Origin of the sequence: Streptococcus halichoeri (assembly GCF_009870755.1) — a bacterium.
Classification (GTDB): domain Bacteria; phylum Bacillota; class Bacilli; order Lactobacillales; family Streptococcaceae; genus Streptococcus; species Streptococcus halichoeri.
Window position 1 is genome coordinate 19,621 of sequence record NZ_WLZU01000021.1, and the last position, 17,998, is coordinate 37,618.

A 17,998-nucleotide genomic window follows, 5' to 3' on the forward strand; every position below is an offset into this window, starting at 1 on the left:
AGTGTATCTACATGTTAATTACTAATTGTAAAGATGTAAAAACAACTAATAAATTCCTTTTTATTATCAAGCACCGCAACCATATACAACATCTATCTTAAGGCATTTTATACTGGCATAGAGACTCTGGTATCACTAGAAGCAATATCAGAGTAAGACATTTTGAACTCGCCATAAATCATACAATTTTAAACTTCTAACGGCATAAAGTTTGCAACAATTTTTCCAATAATACGAGGATCCTCATCAAAAGGAGCAAACTTATCGGAATATTTTTTGTTGAGCGACACAAGTCTTAAGCCATTTTCTTCGCGATAAACTTTCTTGATGTAAGTCTGACCATCCCATTCTACAGCATAAATAGCACCATCATAATCAAAACCTTCTTGCTTAATCAAAACCACTTCACCATTGAGATAAGTTGGTTCCATGGAATCCCCAAAGACCCATGAGGCAAAATCGTAATCAAATTGCTCATCATAAAATACCACATCATAGTTGCCATCCCCAAAATAAGAATAGCCTGTACCGGCGGATAAGCTTTCATATACTCGGTAGGCAAATCGCTTTTTATCCTTATGCTGCGCAAGTGCAACAACCTGAAGTTGCTTTGACAATAAACTGTCTGTATAATTAATTACTCGCTCTTTATTTTCCATGGTAAGCTGATGATAAGTGGTCAAAAGCTGATAATCCTCATCAAGAGCAAACCTAGCAACTTTAAACAATTGTCCAAGCTGATCTAAATGGGCTTGATTGGGAATATTTTTTCCAGTTTCCCAATTAGAAATAGTCATTTTTTGAACATTAAGGCACTCAGCGAGCTCTGCTTGACTCCAAGATTTAGCTTTCCGCATTTTTTTAAGTTGATTTCCTGAAAACATATAACCCTCCTTTAGTAAAGTTATAACTTTACTAAAGGATAACAAACTCTAAAATAAAAAACAAGAGCTAATGCTTAAAATGAGAAATTTTTGACAATGATAACATTAAATCGTATGATGTCCATAGGTATCAGTATGCTTGTACGAGTTGTAGAAAATAACACTCGTATTTATTGATTCTAAAATTTTAATCCGTCCAAAGGAGAAACTACTATGCTTACTATTGCTTATATAGGTAATGGCAAAAGTGCTAACCGCTATCACATTCCCTTTGCTCAGCAAATTAGCGATATTCATATAAAAACAATCTATTCCCCCTCTTTAAGTCCTTGGGCACCAATTGAAGGTGTAAACTATACAAATGCACTAGAAGACGTACTAAATGATTCAGACATTCAGTTAGTGGTTTTATCAGTACCACCAGCTGCGCATTATGATCTAGCAAAGCAATGTCTTTTGGCAGGAAAACATACTCTGGTTGAAAAACCATTTACAGAAACTTCAGAACAAGCAAAAGAATTATTTAGTTTAGCCAAGCAAAAAGGACTCTTTTTGCAAGCTTACCAAAATCGGCGTTACGATTCTGATTTCTTGACAGTCCAAAAAGTAATTGAAAGCGGTAAACTTGGCGAACTATTGGAAGTTGAGATGCATTTTGATTATTTTAGACCAGAGGTGCCTGAAACTACAGATACCTTTTCTATTGATACTAGCTATTTATATGGTCATGCCTGCCATACAATCGATCAGGTTCTGTCTTACTTTGGCATGCCTGACACTATTCATTATGACGTTCGTCAATTGCTTGGAAAAGAACGTATGAATGACTATTTTGATTTGGATTTTTATTATGGCGCTTTAAAAGTCTCTATCAAATCTAGCTATTTCCGAATCAAAGAGCGTCCCAGTTTTATAGTGTATGGCAAAAAAGGTATGTTCATTAAAGCAACAAAAGATCGCCAAGAAGAAGATCTGAAACATTTTTACATGCCAGACCGTGCTGACTTTGGTATGGATTTACCAGAACATTATGGAACTCTGACCTATATAGATGAGCAAGGTTATTATCACGAAGAAAAAGTTATATCCCAGCGAGGTAGCTATACTCAAATGTATCAAGCTATTTATGATAGTATTATTTTAGGACGAGAAAAGGTTGTCAAAGATACAGAAACAATTCGCCAAATTGAAATTATCGAAGAAGGAATTGCAGAAATGAATCGGTTATTTGTCTAGAGTCAATCGCTTAGATCAGTAAATATTTTTCACAAAGAAAGAAACAGATGGTAAAGCACAAAACAAAAAAACTTAACTTTATTACTAGAATTAAACACTTAAAAACAAATTTATCCGCCATACTTTTCGCTTTAAGAGATAAACGGACACCTTTATTAGCTAAGCTTGTAGCTTTGTTAATCATTATTTATGTTCTATCACCAATTGATTTTATTCCTGACTTTATCCCTTTCTTCGGAGTTGTAGATGATTTGGTCCTTGTTCCTATTTTAGTGTTTGTGTTGAGAAGCCTTACACCTCAGTTAGTATGGAATGACGCCCAAAAACGATCAGACTCTATATGGGGAAAAGGCAGAGCTAAACCTATTGTTAACATTAGACCCTTTATTTTTGGAGGACTTATTGTTCTAACTTTAGCCCTCTACCTTTTTTGGCTGTGGCGGCAGTAGGTAGCTATTTGCAATAAATTAGCTTTTCTCTAAAAATATTCCCTCCAATGAACAAGCTTTTTCCTTGAAGGGAAAACGGTTTTATGTTACCATTTATTTAGAGTTAATTAGAATAGCTCTAAATAAAAAAGGAGGCCTTTCATATGACTTTTGATTATAAGGATCACGGAAAAGAAAAATATATCGTCAATATTGAGGATTATACAAAAGAAAACGAAAACTATCGTACCACAATTTGGACAGGTGAAAAACTTCAAGTGACACTCATGACAATTCAACCAGGAGATGATATTGGTTTAGAAGTTCACAATGGGATTGATCAATTTCTTCGTGTTGAAGAAGGGGAAGGCCTATGCCAAATGGGAGATGCTAAAGACAATCTTACGTTTGAACAAAAAGTTACTGATGATGATGTGATTCTTGTACCTGCTGATACGTGGCATAATGTTACAAATACCAGTGACAAGCCACTTAAGATTTATTCTATTTATGCTGGCCCTGATCACGTCCCTGGTACTATTCATAAAACACACGAAGACGCTAAAAATGATCCAAACGAACATTAAAGACACTCACTTATTAAACGTCAAATAAAATACCCTAGAAAATACCTTAGATTGAAGAAAGATTCTTTTTGTACTCTTTCTTCAATCTTTTTTTGCTGGTTAAGTAAAATTTGGGTAAAAATGGAAATAGCTTGGTGCCACATCATTATGACAGAATCATTCCGGGTCCTTATTTTATAGGATGAGTTTTAAGGGGAAGTATCAGATCTTTAAAGTTAAAACCTAACCAGATCGTGGCTTGCTTTCCCTCTTTAGTCTATTTGCTAAAAACAAGAAACATAGCTGATTACTCAGCCATAAGTCATAAAGTCATGGTATACTAGGAGAAGAAAGCCTTAATTGTCTCTAAAAAATCTTCTTTGGTAAGTATTGAAATCTTATTTCTCTATTTGATAGTCCTCAACTTACTCTCTTCTTTTTATATCGCAACTAGCTCTGAGTAGAAGTAAGACTAACATTTTCACAACTTAGGTAACAGCTAAATGACAAAAACACTTAAAAATATGAAGCGCATTGTTGATGTAGCTGCTCTAGCTGGCATTACTATGCTTGAGGCTAACGCGGAAAGTTATCGCGTTGAAGATACGGTTGATCATATATTAGAATTGAGCCAACAACCAATGACTGAAGTTTTTGCTAACACAACAGGCCTTTTTATTACCCTAGATGGCCCCGATCTTGATAATCCTATCACAGTGATTAAGCGTATTACTAAACGAAATACCAATCTACGTCATATTCATATGGTTAATCAGATTTCACGAGACTTGACATCTGATAAAGTAAAACTAGACGAAGCTTACAAAAAGTTACAAAATATAGATCATCATAATTATTCCTTAAAAATTACAGACTTTTCCATTATTCTCTTAGTTCTGTCCTTTGTAATTTTATTTGGAGGTGGCTTATCAGAAATGTTACTCTCACTAGTAGCAGCCTTTTTGATGCTCATGTCTTACCGTATACGGGACTTATTAGCCTTAAATGATTTTATTTTTGGTGTCATGACAACAATGATTGTTGCCACAGTGATTCCAATACTCATTCATGCTAAAGGTAGCACTAGTAATCCATCGTTTAATATTGTCATTATTTCTGTATTAATGCCACTTTTTCCTGGCACAGCCTTTACCAATGGCTTTCGAGACTCAATCAAGGGTGATTTTGGGGCAGGGGTCTCAAAAATAGTCGAAGCATTAATCATTGCTGTTAGCCTGGGACTAGGAGTTGCTATTGGCTTGTCTATTGCCAAGGGGGTTATTGCATGGCTATAACTATAAGTGCACAAATCGTTGCAGCCTACGTTGTGACCGTTACTTCAGGGATTATCTTAGAAATTCCTCGTCATGTTAAATATTATGTCGGTTTTATTGGTGCAGCTGGCTATGCTGTATACTTGTTCAGCTTACCTTATACAAGTAAGGGCTTAGCGGCCCTCTGTGGCAGCCTGGTCATTGCCTCATTGTCACAAGTAGCAGCAAGAATATTTAAAACTCCTGTAACTATCTTTTATATTCCCAGCTACTTTCCCATTGTCCCAGGAGCCAGTGTCTATAAAATTGCTTACTATTATATCCAGGGAAATACTCAAATGGCTGGGCATAATTTTTTTGAATCAATGATTATTTCAGGAGTCATTGCCTTATCAGTATACTTAGTGGACTCTTTTATTGAAATTTATAATCATTTTAAACAGCTAAGCTTGTAGCCGTCGCAAGCTTAGCTTATTGATCATGCAGTAGCACATGAGCAAGTTAAGCTAGATGTGCTATTTTTTTAAGATTCGCGCTAATAACTTACCGCTCATATTGAGATACTTAGTATAACTCCCCAGATATTGAACCAACTGGCCTCCAAATTGTTTTTTAAATTTAAAATTGCCAAGCCCCGCTGAACTCTGCTCAGTTTCAATCGTTCCACCAAAATTAAAGTAACTAAGCTGACGCTTTTTAGCGTACTGAATCATTTCAGCATTAATCAAAGTAGCACCGCCAAAAATGAAATAGTCGTCCAAATTACCACCAAAATAAGAAAGTAGCTGATCACCAAATTCAATAAATAAGTAAGAAGATAGTGGCAGTTCAGTGCCTGGATTTTTTAGCGCTAAAAAATCATCATAGCGTTTTTGATAACTATTTAGCTGCTGCCGTTTTTGTTTGATTGCAACATTTCGTTTTTTGGAATCATCTTGTAATTCTAACTGACTCAAATCTTGAGTGAGCACTTCAATATGTTTTGTTAGATATGCCTGATATGCTGGGCAGTCTAAATAAGCATACATGAAAAGAGCCTGATCGTTGAAATATTTTTTAAGAGAATAGAAAAAAGCAATATCTTTGATATCAAAACCCTTACGCTTAGAAGTCTCCTGCAAAATATGATAAAATAAAGGAATTTCCTCAAGAGTGAGTTGCCGTACTTTAACATGAGAGTCGCGATATTTTTTGAGATTGCGGCGTAGTGGAGCGTCATAAGAAGCCTCAATTGCTGCGCAGGAAGCAAAATCTCTCAGGTCTTTAATAAATTCTTGGTTAGCACCATCAAGCAAATAATCGGGACTAAAAAAATGAGTGTAATTTTGTGCAGCAAAAGCAGAAGCTACTGCTTGATTTTGCTGAAGTGTCAGATCTTCTAGCTTAACCCCCTTGGAAGAGGCTGCTAAAAATGGGTGACACATAAGGCAAAGAGCACCATTTTTTTGCACATGTTTTTCTAAAATCTGCAAACAAGCTATGGTTTGTTCGTGATTAGCAAATTGTAAAACGGGTCCTTGTACGACTATGGCTTTTTTAAAAAAACGCCATAGTCGTACATAATTAATGACCGCTAAACCAACAACATGACCTTGCTCCAGAATAATTACCTTTTCAACAGCCAGATAACGGTTGCGTTCCGTTTGTAAATTAAAAATTGGTAGGGATTGTAAAAAATTAGATGAGGAAAAAGATTCTTGAATTTCAAGAAATTCCGCATCACTGGCCAGACAAATTTCCATTCTATGAGATGCTCCATTCATATTATGCTATTAACCTTCTAAATAATGTGAAAACCTTATCGTGATCTTTCAGTGAATAGGTTCTTACTTTGTTATTCGAAAAGTAACAGCATATTTTTACAACAAAAAGCATTTTTTATATTACATTTGTATTACAAACATCAAAAAACCCGATTTACCGATTTAAAGGATAAAAAACGAGCACACTCACCAAAAAGTATCGACAAAAATGCACAAGCTTATCGTCAACAAGCATCACTCAAAGTTATTATTCATAAGAATAAACCATAAAGCATCAGGCATAAACAAGCTAAAATTATCCAAGAAAATATCCAGAGTGAATAGTTAATAAAAGCGAGTTTTTCCTCACAGTAAGGCTCTAATTCCTTAAGAGCAAACCATCTCAGCCAGATTGTTAAAATTATAGATTCGCCGATTAAGTTAAGCCAGGAATTAATTTAGTAAGATAATTTTGTAAAAATATAGTAATGCCAATCCAGGAAGAGTCTAACAGCAAAGAGGTGATTTTGTGTATTATCTTTCCGAAAAACTGTAATTTTCTTGAAAAATATCTGAGCTTGTGATATACTTCTATTATACAAATCCCCGCTGAAAAACAACTTTCAAAAAGAAACGGTTAGGTGTAATCTTATGCGACGTGAGTTACTACTAAAGAAAATTGATGATTATAAGGCACTCATGCCTTGGTACGTCTTAGAGTATTACCACTCTAAATTATCTGTACCCTATAGTTTTACAACACTATACGAATACCTCAAAGAATACAAACGCTTTTTCGATTGGTTGATTGAGGCTGATATTTCACAGGCCTCCCGGATTGCTGATATTGAATTGATAACGTTAGAACACCTAACTAAAAAAGATATGGAATCGTTCGTTTTGTATTTACGTGAACGCCCTTCTCTTAATACCTATTCCACCAAATCTGGTTTGTCACAAACAACGATTAACCGGACGTTGGCAGCTCTTTCAAGCCTTTTTAAATATTTAACTGAAGAGGTTGAAAATGACAATGGCGAGCCCTACTTCTATCGAAACGTGATGAAAAAAGTCGCAACTAAAAAGAAAAAAGAAACCTTGGCTGCGCGTGCCGAGACGATTAAACAGAAACTTTTTCTTGGTGATGAAACTATGGCCTTTCTCACTTATGTAGAAAACGACTATGAAAGCAAGCTATCCAGCCGAGCAAGGTCCTCTTTCCGGAAAAATAAGGAACGTGATTTAGCCATTATGGCACTGCTTCTAGCATCTGGCATTCGTCTATCTGAGGCTGTTAACCTTGATGTAAAAGATTTAAATTTAAATAGGATGATTGTTGAAGTAACGCGAAAAGGTGGAAAACGTGATGCCGTTAATGTGGCAAATTTTGCTCAGCCTTACTTGGCAGCTTACTTAGCAATTCGTAAAAACCGTTACAAAGCCCAAAAACAAGATTTGGCCTTCTTCTTAACAGAGTATCGCGGCGTTCCAAATCGTATTGACGCTTCAAGTATTGAGAAAATGGTTGCTAAATATTCTGCAGATTATAAAATCCGGGTAACCCCTCATAAATTAAGGCATACTCTAGCGACACGCTTATATGATGCGACCAAATCACAGGTATTAGTGAGTCATCAGCTTGGTCATGCCTCAACACAGGTTACCGATCTCTATACCCATATTGTTAATGATGAACAAAAAAATGCCTTAGACAAATTGTAAGCCCCGAAAACAACATAAATATATTTATGTAAATAACTTCCAAACTAACTTTAAAACATTAAAAAAGCTAAAATCTTGTTTAGCTTTTTTATGTTCTCTTATAAATCAAAGTTTGTTCCAATACCAAGTGCTTGCGCTTTTTCAATAATCATTTGGGCAGTTACAGTGTCTAAGACTGCTGATCCCACACTCTTAAAGACAGTAATATCTTTTGGATTTTGGCGGCCTGGGATTTTACCAAGTAAGAAATCACCAAGTTCTCCAGTATAATCCTCTTCTTTCAGCAAGCCTTGCTTAAGTGGCGCTTGAATGTCACCAGCTTCTGCTAGAACACCATCATTAGTGTCAAAGATAACGGCGTCTGCTTTAACTAATAAATCGCTTGGTAATTCAAGCATTTCAGGAGTGTAAGCTCCGATACCATTGACATGAGCACCTTCTTTAATGTCAGCAGCATCAAACGTGTTAACTTTCGATGTGGTGACGGTAGTGACAAGATCAGCGCCACTAACAGCTTCCTTGGCTGTTGCAACCGCATAAATTTTGGTCGCAAAGGTTTCATTAACATCTTTAGCTAATTCTTTAGCAAAGCTTTGAGCCCGATCAAAATCAATATCAAAAACACGTAATTCATCCAAATGACGAGCAGTCATCATGGCAATAGCTTGTTGGTAGCCTTGTCCACCTGTTCCGATTAAACCAGCAATTTTTGCATCTGGGTTAGCTAGTTCTTCAGTAGCTGCTCCCTGAATAGCTGCGGTGCGAAGCTGTGTTAAATAAGTGCCGTCTAAAATAGCCGAAACAATTCCAGTTTCAGGATTTAAGGAAACCATGGTCGCAGGGACAGATGGTAGGCCCTTGTTAATGTTATCTGGGTAAACAGAGACAATCTTCACCCCAAGTGAGCTTTTTTCGCCTTCTGTTACAGCCGGCATATAAAGGCTTTGGCCATTGTAGTCAGTCACATCTAGATTGGTACGAAGAGGTACCTTGCTTTGACCTGCTGAGTAGAGGCGAACAGATTGCTTTGCAGCTTTAATGGCATCAGCCATTGAGAAGCATTGTTGAATATCGGATTTTGTTAAAATAAGCATAGGATCTCCTTGTTCTGGTTAGTTTTTCTTTAGCATTCCATAGGCACTGTAAAGTAAAATGAAGGCTACAACCCATTGTAAAATGGAGGTGTTCAAGTTGCTGACAAGAAAGACTGCACACAATACTCCTAAAACACCAAAGGTTGATGTGAAAAGAGTAATTTTACGACTGTATTCACCTGATTTAATAAACTGTACACTACCAACAGGTACAGAGAAGGTTGCCGCACCCATCATAATTGGGAAGGAAACAGCTGGATTTAAGCCGAGTAGATAAACTGTTATCATTGTTAACGCATAAGAGCCAATACCAATATTATTTAAAGCCCCAAAGATTGCTAAAGCAATTGCGGCAATCACTAATTTGCCGCCAGTTAAAGCACTAGCATTACCACCACCTGGTAACCAGCCGAATTTCCCACCAAAAATAATCAGTGCTGCAATAATCATCCCAATCCCAATAGAGAGTTTTAATTTCTCAGCTGGTAATTTCACGGCAAATTTAGCACCAAAATAAGAACCAATCATTTGGCTGACAATACAAACAACTAGGGTAACAATGCTAACCTTGATATTAGTAATATAAGCTAATGCCATAACCGCAACAGGAATCGTACACTGTGTATTTAAGGTTCCTGGCAATTTTTTGACACTGGTCCAGTTTAGCTTAGGATATAAGCTAGTACTGATGGCAAAGTCAGAAATTCCGACAGTTGATAAGAAAAAGATAATTGCACTTGAAAATGGCAAAGCCGCTGTGCTTGCTTCTTCTGCCATCACTTCTTTGCGGTGGGTCAGAAGATCTTTGATTAAAATAAATGCAAAATAAGCATTCATGGCAACAATCAGTAGTAAGAGAAGATTTTTAAACGTCATGGTAAGTCTCCATTAATATATTTTCCGAATTTTTTCAAACGCCTTGCCATAGGCTTTGCGTAATTCTAAATCATGCTCACGAATGATTTTAAGAGTATAGGCGTCATGCTTGACATATTCCTTGGCTAATAAGCGCATAGCCATATTATGTGTCCAAATCACATCACAGGTAGTATTTAATGTTCCAAATAAGACCAATCGATCATCACAAATCAGGTTAATCCAGCGGCCACCCATATCCTCTAACTTTTCAATTTCAAAACCATGGGCGTAAAAACGCTTAAAAGGAAGATCGTAATGGCCATCTTCACTGAAAAGGACACAGACGAATTCTTCTAAACGCTTTTCGGCTGCACATAGGGCATCGATGATTTGTGGTGATAGACAATCATCCCAGATTTGGATGTAGAGGCTTTCATTGGCATGTTCAATCATATAAAGCATTTTATGGCGAATTGCTTCTTCGTTATCTAACTGCCATAGTAAGGCGTCATCTTCTTTTTCTTTAATCTGTGATAGATGGTCATCAAGAAATTGAATATCACTTAAAGTTGTTTGCTTTAGCATGCTGACAAACTCTTCAGGTGAAATGGCGGAGTAGTTTTTTGGTTCACTTTTATTAACCAGAACGACACCTTTTTTAACTAAGGTTTCTAAAATGTTATAAACCTTAGATCTAGGCACACCAGATTTTTTACTAACCTCATAACCTGTCATTGAGCCGTTTTCCACTAAGCTCAAGTAGATATTGGTTTCTGCTTCTGTATAGCCGAACTGCTTCATTTTATTAACCAGCATTCTACACCTCTTATAAAATTTTAGTAGCTACTTTCAGTAGCTACTATATTCCTGCAAAGAACGTTTGTCAATAGTTTTTTGTGAATTTTTTAACATTTGTTTTGAATGATAACTCTGTTCCCTAAAAGATGACTTTAGACCTGTTTCATCGTCATTTTGAGAGTTTTTTAGTAAAACTATGTCCACAGCTCAGTGCAATCGAGTAGGGACTAATTTCTAGTCCCTCTCACACCACCGTGCGTGCCGTTCGGCACACGGCGGTTCAACTAAACTTCTGCGAGAACTCTGCGTGTTCCCACATCTATCTGTATCAGATTTCGTTCTGCCGGTGCCGTCCTATATTTATGATCAGCCTCTTTCGACATACGTTTCGCGAGTGCCGTCGTTTCAGACCAGGTGATAGGGCAGACAAAATTATTTAGATAGAGAATCATTTAATCGTTCGGTCCTTCGCTGCGTTTCCATTCCAGAAACTTCATCACTACTATGACCTCGGCTGACTTCTCATGAGTCGTTGTTACTACGTCTTTTTGACGCTCATGAGACCTCACGGGATAAGTCGTACATCTTTCCTCGTTTACTCTCGTGATTTACGCCTATAGGTTACGACTATCTTTTTGGACTTTAGAGTTTTTGGCCCCCTCATCCTCTATATACGCCTTTATATCACGTTTCTGTTCGTAGAGCCACGATTTCGCTATCCCTTCCTCTCCCCGCTATCTCACGATAGTCAGGCTTGGGAGTCGCTATTGGGTTCACCGGTAGCGGGTGCCCACGAAGGACTTTCACCTCAGATGTACGACATGCCCGTCGTACTCAAAAAAGCAAGGCTAAGCTGGCCTTGCTACCCATAATAGATCAAATCTTAAGAGTTAGAATAGTCTTTTTGTTTTTTACATAATTATAGTTATGTAATTATTCTAGTTCCTCACTAATTTTTGTAGTAAGTAATTGATAAAAAAGCAAGAATAAATTAAGCTATCTTACACTTCTACTTCGTGTTTCTTTTTCTGCCTTCTTACCTCTTTTTATTGTGAGTTATGGATTAGGCAAAATGGTTACAACAGTTCCTTGATCCGGAATACTGTCTACAGTTATCCTCAATTCCAGCTGGTTTAAAATGTGTTTGGTCATATAGAGTCCTAGACCAGATGCCTTTTGGTGTTCGTGGCCGTTAAAGCCAGTAAAGCCATCTTCAAAAAGTCTGGGCAGGTCTTCTTTTAGTATTCCGATACCTTTATCTGATATTTCAATACTGCACCTACTTATAGAGACTTTTATACTTCCGTTTTGCTTTGAATACTTGATGGCGTTATCCAGCAATTGCCCCAAGGCAAACTGTAACCACTTGCGATCACTGGTGATATACCAATCGCCTTCTATGCTTACAGCAATATTTTTTTGAATGCAGGTATAGCGCATTTCCTTAAAAAGTGCCTTAACTAAACTGCTCACATAAAACTGTTCAAAGCGAAAATCATCGTGATGCTGTTTAAATTTAAGAAAATTCAGGAGCTGATTAAGAGCATTATCCATTTTTGCGAGTTGATAATGAAATTCTTGCTGATCTATTTCCCTAGATTGTTCCATTAGCGACAAAGCAGCAAGGGGCAGCTTCATCTGGTGCACCCACATTTTAATCATGGCTTCGATGTTGGACTTGCTCTCCGTGGATTCTTCTAGATTTTTTCTCATCTTTGCAAACTGTTGGTCAAAGCGCGAGCGATAAGCCAAATCCAAGGGGAAAAGAGAGGTTGTCGTTGCTTGCTGCTCGAGCTGTAAAAGTTCAATGGCTTCTATTCTAGCTTTGAACTGGCCATATTTCCCCATACTAAAGAGCACTAAAATAGACAAGGTCACCATACTTGCAACTACTAAATCATACATGGGAAGGTGAAACAGATAAAAAACCAAGGTATTGCCGGCAATCAAAAGTAAATATTGACTATACCAAAAGCGGTATTCCTTCAAAAAAGCTCGTATCATTGCAACAAATATCCTACTCCTCTTACAGTGTGAATCGCTTCAAAACCCAATTCCAGTAGTTTTTTACGTAAACGTGTCATATTAACATTGAGTGTATTTTGATCAATATAATGCTCATCTTCCCATAAGGTCATCAATATCTCTTCTTTAGTCACAATCTTTTCTTGGTTAGAAAATAGCAGCGCTAAAATTTTGTGTTCCGTGGGAGATAGACGTAGACTAGAACCTTGATAACTCAGAGTTCCATCGAAATGTAGTGAATAATCTTTAAATTGCAGATCTTTCTGCGTGAATACTTGAAAGCGCCGCAAAAAAGCCGCAATCTTGGCATCCAGTATTGTTAGAGAAAAGGGCTTAGTGACATAATCATCCCCACCCATGTTAAGTGCCATAACAGTATCCATCTCATCATTTGAACTAGAAATAAAAATTATAGGCACAGTCAAGTGTTTGCGAATTTCAGTTGTCCAGTAAAATCCATTAAAAAAAGGAAGAGTAATATCCATCAATATCAGATCGGGATGATAAGCTAAGGCCTCTTCTTTGACATCACGATAATTAGAAACCTGACAAACTGTATAGGTCTTAGACAAATGCTTGGTCAAAAGAGCAAGAATGGTCGGATCATCCTCCACAAGATAAATTTTAGCTTTTTGTATCATACTTGTATCATAACAAAAAAGTAACGAAAAATCGCTACTTTTCTACCTTTCTATAATTCTATAATAGGTTTTGCTGGTGAACTTATAAATGAAATAATAAAGAACAACAATGACAGTAATGGTTGCTAGACTAACTGTATAAATCAAACCATTATTTTGTACCCCAAAAATAAGCAAGAGTTGTTTTAGCATCACAAGAGCAACACTGAAATGCAAGCTTGCCATAGCAATTGGCATAAAGAAAACAATGATGATTTGGGAATTGATTGTTTGTTTGATTTGCTGCATGCTCATGCCGACTTCTTGAAGGATTTTATAGGATTTTTTATCCTGTAAGCCTTCTGAATACTGTTTATAATAAATGATTAAGGCTGCTCCAAGGATAAAGGCCGTTCCCAATAAGAAACCTGTGAAGAGAAAACCACCAAAGAAAGCATATATATCATTTAAGAAACCTGTTTTTGTTTCATAGACAGCTATCGTGTGCTTACCATCTGTAACCATTCCTTCTTTATCTCCCAAGATTTTTAAGTCTTTTTGAGTAAGGTTGAGCTGCGCCTCAAAGGATTCACTTGTTTTAAGAGGTGTTATATTATTATAACGCTGAAGTAAATCGTTCAAGACTTGCTGGTTTTTTACCACCATGACAGCTGGATTATAGGTATTAGTAGCATCAGGTAGGGAATTTTTGGAGATGTGTTTACTTACCTGTAACGTTTTTCCAAGGAAGTTAATCTCTTGAATATTGGTGATGTTTTTTTGCCGATAAAGAGCAATCTGATTTTCTTGTAAGTGAAGAGTCTTATTCCCTAAAGCTTGATAGGTCTTTTCAGTGATAATATAAGTATAGGCAAGTTTTTTGACTGATGGCTTTAGAATATCTTGGGCGGTAACAGTAACCTTTGCCTTTTCATCAAGGGGTAAACCAAGCATGATTTGTCGGTAGGTCAGAGCCTGAGACGAAGCAAGATGTAAGGGTTCTAGCACAAACTGCTGAAAATCCCTTTGGGCTTGCTCTGGCTTATCAGCTATCAGCATAAACTTAGTATTTTTATAAAAGAGATCTGAGACCATTTGTTGGCTATTAGTATACAGGGCTACCGTTGTTGCTACCGAAACAAAGGCCATCACCGCAAGCAGGGTGATATTGGCTAGTCCTACCGCATTTTGTTTCATCCGAAAAATCATTTGGGAGGTTGCAATGAAATGCTGAGGCTGATAGTAATAGGATTTATTATTTTTTTTGCGTTTTAAATACCAGGTTATAAAAGAGATATAAAACAAATAAGTGCCAATGATCACCAAAAGGACAGCAATAAAGAAACGATAAAGAACGACCAGTGCTACTACCTTATGCGAGGTAATGGATAAACCATAACCTCCACCGATGGCCAATAAGGATAAACAAGCCAATAAAACGTTGCCTTTAGGTTCCTTCTCTCCTTGACTTTGATTGTGGAACAAACCAAGTGATGACGATTTATAAATGCTAAATAGTCCCACTAAAAAGAGAAGAGCAAATTGTACTAAACCAATTATTGCCGTATAGACAAAGGCCGCCGGGTTAATCTCTAATTGTAACTGATGATAATGTGTTAAATTAGCAAAGACTAAATAAAAGAAATGAGAAAAGACAAAAGTTAAGAGGGAGCCGCCGACAACTACAATGGTAAAGAGAAAAAAGAGTTCAAGGGACGACACAATCGAAATCTGACCCTTGGTCATACCTAAAATATTATATAAACCAAATTCTTGCTGGCGCTGCTTAAGCAGGAATTGGTAGGAATAGATTTCCATAATTGTTGAAAATAGGCCCAGAACGACTAATGCCAAAAATAATACAACGCCGCCTGATGCTAGTGTTTTCATGACGGGACTTAGCATCAAAATAATCACAATGCCATTTAAAAGAAACAAGATGACACTAGCTAAGAGAAAGGGGGCTACAACTGCTTTTGAATGCCTTAAATTATGCCAAGCAAATTTTGGGTAAAACATCTTACTGACCTCCTCCTAATAGACTTGCCATTGTCAAGGAAATGTCTTTACTAAAGTCTGCATTGGTTTTATTGCCACGATACATTTGATGAAAAATACGCCCGTCTTTAATAAACAATACCCGTTTAGCATGGCTAGCAGCATTGGCTGAGTGGGTAACCATCAAAATCGTTTGTCCATCAAGGTTAATGTCTTCAAATAGCGTTAGCAATTCTTCTGAATGACGATAGTCTAGAGCAGCTGTTGGCTCATCAGCCAATAGGATCTGGGGCTCATTCATCAAACTTCTTGCAATAGCAACCCGTTGTTTTTGACCGCCTGAAATTTCAAACGGACGCTTTCCCAGCAGATCTTCAATCCTTAATTTATTAGCTAAATGACCTAGCTTACTGTTCATTTCCTGATAGGATTTACGATCCAAAACAAGCGGTAAAAAAATATTATCTTTCACCGATAAGGTATCTAGCAGATTAAAATCTTGGAAAACAAAGCCTAGATTCTGCAAGCGAAACTTAGCTAAATCCCCTTCTTTAATTTTAGTAATATCTTGGTTATTTAAGAGCACCGAACCTTGACTGGGTTTTTCTAAGGTAGCTAAAATATTTAAGAGCGTGGTCTTTCCAGAGCCAGATTCCCCCATGATAGCAATAAATTCCCCTTTTTCAACTTTAAAATCAATATCCTTAAGAGCATGGGTCTCTTCTTTGGAAAAGCGAGTTCGGTAAACTTTTTTTAAGTGCTCAATTTCTAATAACATCATAACTTCTCCTAATATCATATTATACGATTTTTATAAGACAAATGGTATGCCACTAACAGGCTTCCTTTGACACTTTCTATTTTATAGGAAAATCGCTGCCGCAATCTTACAGAACAAGGGTGATAGACTTACAAATTTGTAAGGTTATCATTCTAGCTTTGGTTAATCTTCTGATATAATAATAAAAAGAATAGTCAATTGAGGAGATTATCATGGCCAAATCAAAAAAACGCTTGCGCCTCTTGGGTGCAGTTAGCAAGGTATTTACTTTAATTCCCGATACAACAGAATTAATAGGAAAAGGGATAGATAACACGCGTCCCATTGTTGAAAAGTATATGGACCAACGTCTGGAAAAGCAACGAGGTATGCGAAACTTAGATAACGTTATTAACCTCCCCTTAGGTCAAGCCAAACAACACCTTGAAAGTTTAGGGTTTGTTGTAGCCGCAATACCAGCAAAACCAGCGAAACACTATCGAAACGCTGAGTTAGAGGAAGTCGTTGCTATGTCCCCTAAACAGGGCAAGCAGGCACTTGGCTCCTTAGTCAAACTGTATTACATTACAAGTGAAGGCCGCCAAAAAAGCCAAGCTTTGTTTGACCAAGAAACCTTAAAAAATATTGAACGCAATCAAAAAATAGCTGATACCTTTAATCAGTTAAAAGATATTCCCCTTCCTTTTAAACGTAAGTAGACAGTAAATGCTATAAAAAAGTCAACTCTATTTACATAAGCAACAAAGCAACCTCTAAAAAAGATTGGCCTTGGCCTTACTCTTTTTTAGAGGTTGCTTTGTTATTGCCATTGTTCGTGGATGAACCATGAATATGCTTTTTAGATGACCTAACCCTTTTACCAAACAGGTTGATCCAAGCCTTTAGACGTTTTTTTAATTACTTTTTTTACTGCATCGGTATGATAGGCTTTAACCACTTCTTTAATGGCTTTTGCCTTATCAGAATCTTGCCAGCCTTTTTGGGCGACTAAGAGATTATACCATTGCTTGGCGTTAGCACTCTTAGGCTCCACAAAAATAGCTGAGCGAGGATTAATACCGGCTTCTGTGACAAAGTCATTATTAATAATAGCAGCATCGGCTGAATGTAACGTCCTAGCTGTCTGTGCTGCATCAACTTCTTTTAAGACGATGTCTTTTTTATTAGTCGTAATATCTGAAATCGAAGCCAGAGTGTCACCTGAGACACTTAAAGTTAGCAGACCAGCTGATTGCAAAAGGTAGAGTGAACGACTCTCATTGACCGTATCATTTGGAATCGCAATGGTCGCCTTATTTGGAATTTGTGATACCGACGTATATTTGTCCTTACCATTCTTTGTTCCTGAATACAATCTAAAAGAGGTGAAATAGGTTTCTGCTACTGGTACAAAATTGGTTTTATGAGCCTTATTCCAGTTATTTAAGTAATTATAGTGTTGAAAGGCATTTATATCGATTTCCTTACTGCCTAAAGCTTTATTGGGTTGAGTATAGTCGGTGAATTCAGTAAACTTTAAGGTAATTCCTTTTTTCTTGAGAATGGCTTCGACCTTATCCCATCTCGCTTTTTCTGACTTACTTTTAGCCATGGTCCCCACACGGACAATTTTACTTTGGTCCTGCTTTTTGTGACCACATGCTCCTAATACTAAAACGGATGCCAGTAGACATCTTGTTAGTGCTACTCTTTTTTTTAGTTTCATAACGATTCCTACCTTATATACTATTCATTGATCAACTAATATTAGTGTACCAAAAACCAGGCAAGTCCAAAAATAGCTATTTTTAATTTTATTATATAGTTAACAACTATAAGAAGAAAGGTTCTTATTCAGAACCTTTCTCAGATTGAAGACAAAGCTCTAGGAATTGATTTTTCTAGGGCTTTTCTTTTTGCCAAGAGTTATAATAAAGATAAGAAGTTCTAGGAGGTCTCAGTATGTTCCACAAAGAAAATCCTAACTATAATC

General features: G+C 36.9%; 17 protein-coding genes. 7 read left to right on the forward strand and 10 right to left on the reverse strand.

Features of this window, described 5'->3' with window-relative positions; all coding sequences use genetic code 11:
- Positions 1–188 precede the first annotated feature (188 nt).
- Complete coding sequence (locus GWD08_RS06245; protein ID WP_159564807.1) at positions 189–884, reverse strand: LexA family transcriptional regulator; 696 nt, start codon at positions 882–884, stop codon at positions 189–191.
- A 213-nt stretch (positions 885–1,097) separates the two neighbouring features.
- On the opposite strand from GWD08_RS06245, the gene GWD08_RS06250 reads away from it, so the two are divergent.
- The 5 genes from GWD08_RS06250 (at position 1,098) to GWD08_RS06270 (ending at position 4,843) form a co-directional block, all read left to right on the forward strand.
- Positions 1,098–2,120, forward strand: a complete 1,023-nt coding sequence (locus GWD08_RS06250) for a Gfo/Idh/MocA family oxidoreductase (protein WP_159564809.1) — start codon at positions 1,098–1,100, stop codon at positions 2,118–2,120.
- Between the two features lie 47 nt (positions 2,121–2,167).
- A complete protein-coding gene (locus tag GWD08_RS06255; RefSeq protein WP_159564811.1) occupies positions 2,168–2,569 on the forward strand; it encodes a YkvA family protein in 402 nt (133 codons plus the stop codon).
- A 143-nt stretch (positions 2,570–2,712) separates the two neighbouring features.
- Positions 2,713–3,135 (forward strand): cupin domain-containing protein, encoded by a 423-nt coding sequence (locus GWD08_RS06260; protein ID WP_159545545.1) that lies wholly within the window; start codon positions 2,713–2,715, stop codon positions 3,133–3,135.
- Positions 3,136–3,617: 482 nt separating this feature from the next.
- Positions 3,618–4,409: a threonine/serine exporter family protein gene (locus tag GWD08_RS06265; RefSeq protein ID WP_159564813.1), complete on the forward strand. Its 792-nt coding sequence runs from the start codon at positions 3,618–3,620 to the stop codon at positions 4,407–4,409.
- Complete coding sequence (locus GWD08_RS06270; RefSeq protein ID WP_425280435.1) at positions 4,400–4,843, forward strand: threonine/serine exporter family protein; 444 nt, start codon at positions 4,400–4,402, stop codon at positions 4,841–4,843. Before GWD08_RS06265 ends, GWD08_RS06270 begins: the two co-directional genes overlap by 10 nt.
- 60 nt (positions 4,844–4,903) lie before the next feature.
- On the opposite strand, the gene GWD08_RS06275 is transcribed toward GWD08_RS06270, so the two are convergent.
- The gene (locus tag GWD08_RS06275; protein WP_244295504.1) at positions 4,904–6,151 is read right to left on the reverse strand and encodes a peptidoglycan bridge formation glycyltransferase FemA/FemB family protein; all 1,248 of its coding nucleotides are present in this window, start codon (positions 6,149–6,151) and stop codon (positions 4,904–4,906) included.
- A gap of 630 nt (positions 6,152–6,781) precedes the next feature.
- On the opposite strand from GWD08_RS06275, the gene xerS reads away from it, so the two are divergent.
- Entirely contained in the window at positions 6,782–7,852 is a 1,071-nt protein-coding gene (gene xerS / locus GWD08_RS06280) for a tyrosine recombinase XerS (protein ID WP_159545549.1), read from the forward strand.
- A gap of 98 nt (positions 7,853–7,950) precedes the next feature.
- Here xerS and GWD08_RS06285 read toward each other — a convergent pair whose 3' ends face one another.
- From GWD08_RS06285 to GWD08_RS06315, 7 genes are all read right to left on the reverse strand, one after another.
- Entirely contained in the window at positions 7,951–8,946 is a 996-nt protein-coding gene (locus GWD08_RS06285; protein ID WP_159545551.1) for an ornithine cyclodeaminase family protein, read from the reverse strand.
- Positions 8,947–8,964: 18 nt separating this feature from the next.
- Positions 8,965–9,822, reverse strand: coding sequence for a sulfite exporter TauE/SafE family protein (locus tag GWD08_RS06290; protein ID WP_159564815.1), 858 nt, complete (start codon positions 9,820–9,822; stop codon positions 8,965–8,967).
- 12 nt (positions 9,823–9,834) lie between these two features.
- The gene (locus tag GWD08_RS06295) at positions 9,835–10,620 is read right to left on the reverse strand and encodes a TrmB family transcriptional regulator (protein WP_159561182.1); all 786 of its coding nucleotides are present in this window, start codon (positions 10,618–10,620) and stop codon (positions 9,835–9,837) included.
- Positions 10,621–11,658: 1,038 nt separating this feature from the next.
- The gene (locus GWD08_RS06300) at positions 11,659–12,606 is read right to left on the reverse strand and encodes a sensor histidine kinase (RefSeq protein ID WP_159564817.1); all 948 of its coding nucleotides are present in this window, start codon (positions 12,604–12,606) and stop codon (positions 11,659–11,661) included.
- A complete protein-coding gene (locus GWD08_RS06305; protein WP_159548200.1) occupies positions 12,603–13,268 on the reverse strand; it encodes a response regulator transcription factor in 666 nt (221 codons plus the stop codon). The genes GWD08_RS06300 and GWD08_RS06305 overlap by 4 nt, the downstream gene beginning before the upstream one ends.
- A gap of 42 nt (positions 13,269–13,310) precedes the next feature.
- Positions 13,311–15,266: an FtsX-like permease family protein gene (locus GWD08_RS06310; RefSeq protein WP_159564819.1), complete on the reverse strand. Its 1,956-nt coding sequence runs from the start codon at positions 15,264–15,266 to the stop codon at positions 13,311–13,313.
- Position 15,267: 1 nt separating this feature from the next.
- The gene (locus GWD08_RS06315; protein ID WP_159564829.1) at positions 15,268–16,023 is read right to left on the reverse strand and encodes an ABC transporter ATP-binding protein; all 756 of its coding nucleotides are present in this window, start codon (positions 16,021–16,023) and stop codon (positions 15,268–15,270) included.
- A 215-nt stretch (positions 16,024–16,238) separates the two neighbouring features.
- On the opposite strand from GWD08_RS06315, the gene GWD08_RS06320 reads away from it, so the two are divergent.
- A complete protein-coding gene (locus GWD08_RS06320) occupies positions 16,239–16,724 on the forward strand; it encodes a PASTA domain-containing protein (protein WP_159564821.1) in 486 nt (161 codons plus the stop codon).
- Positions 16,725–16,882: 158 nt separating this feature from the next.
- Here GWD08_RS06320 and GWD08_RS06325 read toward each other — a convergent pair whose 3' ends face one another.
- Positions 16,883–17,731 (reverse strand): MetQ/NlpA family ABC transporter substrate-binding protein, encoded by an 849-nt coding sequence (locus tag GWD08_RS06325; RefSeq protein WP_159564823.1) that lies wholly within the window; start codon positions 17,729–17,731, stop codon positions 16,883–16,885.
- Positions 17,732–17,998: the final 267 nt, after the last annotated feature.

Bases quoted from the DNA above. Each gene is read 5' to 3' on its own strand.
- GWD08_RS06245 (WP_159564807.1), bottom strand. From the start codon at position 884: ATGTTTTCAGGAAATCAACTTAAAAAAATGCGGAAAGCTAAATCTTGG.
- GWD08_RS06250 (WP_159564809.1), top strand. From the start codon at position 1,098: ATGCTTACTATTGCTTATATAGGTAATGGCAAAAGTGCTAACCGCTAT.
- GWD08_RS06255 (WP_159564811.1), top strand. From the start codon at position 2,168: ATGGTAAAGCACAAAACAAAAAAACTTAACTTTATTACTAGAATTAAA.
- GWD08_RS06260 (WP_159545545.1), top strand. From the start codon at position 2,713: ATGACTTTTGATTATAAGGATCACGGAAAAGAAAAATATATCGTCAAT.
- GWD08_RS06265 (WP_159564813.1), top strand. From the start codon at position 3,618: ATGACAAAAACACTTAAAAATATGAAGCGCATTGTTGATGTAGCTGCT.
- GWD08_RS06270 (WP_425280435.1), top strand. From the start codon at position 4,400: ATGGCTATAACTATAAGTGCACAAATCGTTGCAGCCTACGTTGTGACC.
- GWD08_RS06275 (WP_244295504.1), bottom strand. From the start codon at position 6,151: ATGAATGGAGCATCTCATAGAATGGAAATTTGTCTGGCCAGTGATGCG.
- xerS (WP_159545549.1), top strand. From the start codon at position 6,782: ATGCGACGTGAGTTACTACTAAAGAAAATTGATGATTATAAGGCACTC.
- GWD08_RS06285 (WP_159545551.1), bottom strand. From the start codon at position 8,946: ATGCTTATTTTAACAAAATCCGATATTCAACAATGCTTCTCAATGGCT.
- GWD08_RS06290 (WP_159564815.1), bottom strand. From the start codon at position 9,822: ATGACGTTTAAAAATCTTCTCTTACTACTGATTGTTGCCATGAATGCT.
- GWD08_RS06295 (WP_159561182.1), bottom strand. From the start codon at position 10,620: ATGCTGGTTAATAAAATGAAGCAGTTCGGCTATACAGAAGCAGAAACC.
- GWD08_RS06300 (WP_159564817.1), bottom strand. From the start codon at position 12,606: ATGATACGAGCTTTTTTGAAGGAATACCGCTTTTGGTATAGTCAATAT.
- GWD08_RS06305 (WP_159548200.1), bottom strand. From the start codon at position 13,268: ATGATACAAAAAGCTAAAATTTATCTTGTGGAGGATGATCCGACCATT.
- GWD08_RS06310 (WP_159564819.1), bottom strand. From the start codon at position 15,266: ATGTTTTACCCAAAATTTGCTTGGCATAATTTAAGGCATTCAAAAGCA.
- GWD08_RS06315 (WP_159564829.1), bottom strand. From the start codon at position 16,023: ATGTTATTAGAAATTGAGCACTTAAAAAAAGTTTACCGAACTCGCTTT.
- GWD08_RS06320 (WP_159564821.1), top strand. From the start codon at position 16,239: ATGGCCAAATCAAAAAAACGCTTGCGCCTCTTGGGTGCAGTTAGCAAG.
- GWD08_RS06325 (WP_159564823.1), bottom strand. From the start codon at position 17,731: ATGAAACTAAAAAAAAGAGTAGCACTAACAAGATGTCTACTGGCATCC.